This is a genomic window from Shigella sp. FJ200513 (genome assembly GCF_040495915.1).
Classification (GTDB): Bacteria; Pseudomonadota; Gammaproteobacteria; order Enterobacterales; family Enterobacteriaceae; genus ECMA0423.
The window spans coordinates 1-4339 of the sequence record NZ_JBDYCV010000177.1; the positions used below are offsets into that span (position 1 = coordinate 1).

Sequence of the window (4339 nt, forward strand, 5' to 3'; positions counted from 1 at the left end):
GAAACAAGTGAGCGTTTCCGGATTCTTACACAGCCACTGGATCGGTCAACTGATCCTTAACTGATCGGCATTACCCCAGAAGGGGCCGTTTATATTGCCAGACAGCGCTACTGATTAAGCGGATTTTTTCGCTTTTTTCTCAGCTTTAGCCGGAGCGGCTTCTTTTTTCGCTGCAGTTTCATCTTCTACATAATCACGACCGTAGTAGGTATCCAGCAGAATCTGTTTCAGCTCGGAGATCAGCGGGTAACGCGGGTTAGCGCCGGTGCACTGGTCATCGAATGCATCTTCAGACAGTTTATCCACGTTCGCCAGGAAGTCTGCTTCCTGAACGCCAGCTTCACGGATAGATTTCGGAATACCCAGTTCAGCTTTCAGCGTTTCCAGCCATGCCAGCAGTTTCTCGATCTTAGCAGCAGTACGGTCGCCCGGTGCGCTCAGACCCAGGTGGTCGGCAATTTCAGCATAACGACGGCGAGCCTGCGGACGGTCATACTGGCTGAATGCAGTCTGCTTGGTCGGGTTGTCGTTCGCATTGTAGCGAATAACGTTACAAATCAGCAGGGCGTTTGCCAGACCGTGCGGAATATGGAACTGGGAACCCAGTTTGTGCGCCATTGAGTGACATACACCCAGGAAGGCGTTCGCAAATGCGATACCCGCGATAGTTGCTGCACTGTGAACACGTTCACGCGCTACCGGATTTTTAGACCCTTCGTGGTAGGACGCTGGCAGATATTCTTTCAGCAGTTTCAGTGCCTGCAGAGCCTGACCATCAGAGAACTCAGATGCCAGTACAGAAACATAAGCTTCCATGGCGTGAGTTACTGCGTCCAGACCACCGAAAGCACACAGGGACTTCGGCATGTCCATAACCAGGTTGGCGTCGACAATCGCCATATCCGGGGTCAGCGCATAGTCCGCCAGCGGGTATTTCTGACCAGTAGCGTCGTCAGTTACAACCGCAAACGGAGTGACTTCAGAACCTGTACCAGAAGTGGTGGTGACAGCGATCATTTTCGCTTTCACGCCCATTTTCGGGAACTTGTAGATACGTTTACGGATATCCATAAAGCGCAGCGCCAGCTCTTCGAAGTGAGTTTCCGGATGTTCGTACATAACCCACATGATCTTCGCGGCGTCCATCGGGGAACCACCACCCAGCGCGATAATCACGTCTGGTTTGAAGGAGTTTGCCAGTTCTGCACCTTTACGAACGATGCTCAGGGTCGGGTCCGCTTCTACTTCGAAGAAGACTTCAGTTTCAACGCCTGCTGCTTTCAGTACGGAAGTGATCTGATCAGCATAACCATTGTTGAACAGGAAGCGGTCAGTCACGATGAGCGCACGTTTGTGGCCATCAGTAATCACTTCATCCAGCGCGATTGGCAGGGAGCCACGGCGGAAGTAGATAGATTTCGGAAGTTTGTGCCACAACATGTTTTCAGCTCGCTTAGCAACGGTTTTCTTGTTGATCAGGTGTTTCGGACCAACGTTTTCAGAGATGGAGTTACCACCCCAGGAACCACAACCCAGAGTCAGGGAAGGTGCGAGTTTGAAGTTATACAGGTCACCGATACCACCCTGAGAAGCCGGGGTGTTAATCAGGATACGAGCTGTTTTCATTTTCTGACCGAAGTAAGAAACGCGAGCCGGTTGGTTATCCTGGTCAGTGTACAGGCAAGAGGTATGACCGATACCGCCCATAGCAACCAGTTTCTCTGCTTTTTCTACCGCGTCTTCGAAATCTTTAGCGCGGTACATTGCCAGAGTCGGGGACAGTTTTTCATGTGCGAACGGTTCGCTTTCATCAACAACGGTCACTTCACCGATCAGAATCTTGGTGTTTTCTGGTACAGAGAAGCCTGCCAGTTCAGCAATTTTATAGGCTGGCTGACCAACGATAGCCGCGTTCAGCGCACCATTTTTCAGGATAACATCCTGAACAGCTTTCAGCTCTTTACCCTGCAACAGATAGCCGCCGTGGGTTGCGAAACGTTCACGTACTGCGTCATAAACAGAGTCAACAACAACAACAGACTGTTCAGAAGCACAGATTACGCCGTTGTCGAAGGTTTTGGACATCAGTACAGATGCAACTGCACGTTTGATATCAGCAGTTTCATCAATAACAACTGGAGTGTTACCCGCGCCTACACCGATAGCTGGTTTACCGGAGCTGTATGCGGCTTTAACCATGCCCGGACCACCAGTCGCGAGGATCAGGTTGATGTCTGGGTGGTGCATCAGTGCGTTAGACAGTTCAACAGAAGGTTGATCGATCCAGCCGATCAGATCTTTCGGAGCACCGGCAGCGATAGCAGCCTGCAGAACGATATCAGCCGCTTTGTTGGTTGCATCTTTTGCACGCGGGTGCGGGGAGAAGATAATGGCGTTACGGGTCTTCAGGCTGATCAGCGATTTGAAGATAGCAGTTGAAGTCGGGTTAGTGGTCGGAACGATACCGCAAATAATACCGATTGGTTCAGCGATAGTGATGGTACCAAAAGTGTCGTCTTCAGACAGAACACCACAGGTTTTTTCATCTTTATAGGCGTTGTAGATATATTCAGAAGCAAAGTGGTTTTTGATCACTTTATCTTCGACGATACCCATGCCGGATTCGGCAACGGCCATTTTCGCGAGTGGGATTCGAGCATCTGCAGCAGCCAGAGCGGCGGCGCGGAAGATTTTGTCTACTTGCTCTTGAGTGAAACTGGCATATTCACGCTGGGCTTTTTTTACACGCTCTACGAGTGCGTTAAGTTCAGCGACATTAGTAACAGCCATAATGCTCTCCTGATAATGTTAAACTTTTTTAGTAAATCATCTGCTCGAATACGAGAGTATAGTCAGTGCGGTGATGATTTGCTTAACCGATGAAAATCAAAAGCTTACTCGCGCTCACACTCACTGTGATTTACTAAAAGAGTTTAAACATTAGAGTTATTATCTCTAATGCGTCACTTCCAGGTGGCGTAAGCAAGATTACTCACTTCTGGGTACTGATTACGTGATCCAAATCAAATTTTTGCAAAGCTGACACCTTTCAGCATCGCTTTTCGCCATTATAGCTAACAGTTAATAAATTGTAGTATGATTTGGTGGCTACATTAGCATGTTTTGCACAACTAGATAACAATAACGAATGATAGCAATTTTAAGTAGTTAGGAGGTGAAAAATGCTGTCAAAAGGCGTATTGTCAGCGCGTCTTTTCAACCTTATTTATGGCTAACATTATCCGGCTTTTGCTTCGGAGCGAACCGTGATTCAGACCCTTTTTGATTTTCCCGTTTACTTCAAATTTTTCATCGGGTTATTTGCGCTGGTCAACCCGGTAGGGATTATTCCCGTCTTTATCAGCATGACCAGTTATCAGACAGCGGCAGCGCGAAACAAAACTAACCTTACAGCCAACCTGTCTGTGGCCATTATCTTGTGGATCTCGCTTTTTCTCGGCGACACGATTCTACAACTTTTTGGTATATCAATTGATTCGTTCCGTATCGCCGGGGGCATCCTGGTGGTGACGATAGCGATGTCGATGATCAGCGGCAAGCTTGGCGAGGATAAACAGAACAAGCAAGAAAAATCAGAAACCGCGGTACGTGAAAGTATTGGTGTGGTGCCATTGGCGTTGCCGTTGATGGCGGGGCCAGGGGCGATCAGTTCTACCATCGTCTGGGGTACGCGTTATCACAGCATTAGCTATCTGTTTGGTTTCTTTGTGGCTATTGCATTGTTCGCTTTATGTTGCTGGGGATTGTTCCGCATGGCACCGTGGCTGGTACGGGTTTTACGCCAGACCGGCATCAACGTGATTACGCGTATTATGGGGCTATTGCTGATGGCATTGGGGATTGAATTTATCGTTACTGGTATTAAGGGGATTTTCCCCGGCCTGCTTAATTAATTCCTTTCAAATGAAACGGAGCTGCCATGCTCCGTTTACTTCGTCATTATTTTTACTTTGTTCCCGCGCAGTTATCAAAAGCAAAAGGAATAGGTAAAAATATTCTTCTCAAATTACAGTTAGTTATAAGGATTTCCTTAACTGCTTCTCCTCACCATCATGTTATTTTCGCCACATCATAATCCTGGGCTTGCTGAAGAATAATTGAAATGATATTAGTAATTCCACTGCCTTTGGTAGAGGAAAGTGCTAAATAATAATCAATTGTTAAATTATTGTGCATTTCACTACTGGAACTGTAATCAGAAAAGATAGACATGCTTAGCCAATCTCTATTTGATTGAATTGAAAGGTAATGACTCCAACTTACTGATAGTGTTTTATGTTCAGATAATGCCCGATGACCTTGTCATGCAGCTCCACCG

The 4339-nt window shown here is 47.3% G+C and carries 4 protein-coding genes; 2 read left to right on the forward strand and 2 right to left on the reverse strand.

Annotation, left to right across the window (positions count from 1 at the left end; genetic code table 11):
* Positions 1-114 precede the first annotated feature (114 nt).
* Positions 115-2790 (reverse strand): bifunctional acetaldehyde-CoA/alcohol dehydrogenase, encoded by a 2676-nt coding sequence (gene adhE, locus ABZJ92_RS20720; RefSeq protein WP_000301647.1) that lies wholly within the window; start codon positions 2788-2790, stop codon positions 115-117.
* A gap of 392 nt (positions 2791-3182) precedes the next feature.
* Between adhE and ychE (ABZJ92_RS20725) the strand changes: the two genes are divergently transcribed.
* Together ychE (ABZJ92_RS20725) and ychE (ABZJ92_RS20730) are read left to right on the forward strand one after the other, a co-directional pair.
* The gene (ychE, locus tag ABZJ92_RS20725; RefSeq protein ID WP_211180492.1) at positions 3183-3236 is read left to right on the forward strand and encodes a protein YchT; all 54 of its coding nucleotides are present in this window, start codon (positions 3183-3185) and stop codon (positions 3234-3236) included.
* A gap of 30 nt (positions 3237-3266) precedes the next feature.
* Positions 3267-3914, forward strand: a complete 648-nt coding sequence (gene ychE, locus ABZJ92_RS20730) for an NAAT family transporter YchE (RefSeq protein ID WP_000616773.1) — start codon at positions 3267-3269, stop codon at positions 3912-3914.
* Between the two features lie 366 nt (positions 3915-4280).
* Here the strand turns inward: ychE (ABZJ92_RS20730) and ABZJ92_RS20735 are convergent, their stop codons facing one another.
* Positions 4281-4337, reverse strand: a complete 57-nt coding sequence (locus ABZJ92_RS20735) for an IS1 family transposase (protein WP_003032489.1) — start codon at positions 4335-4337, stop codon at positions 4281-4283.
* Between the last annotated feature and the right edge of the window lie 2 nt (positions 4338-4339).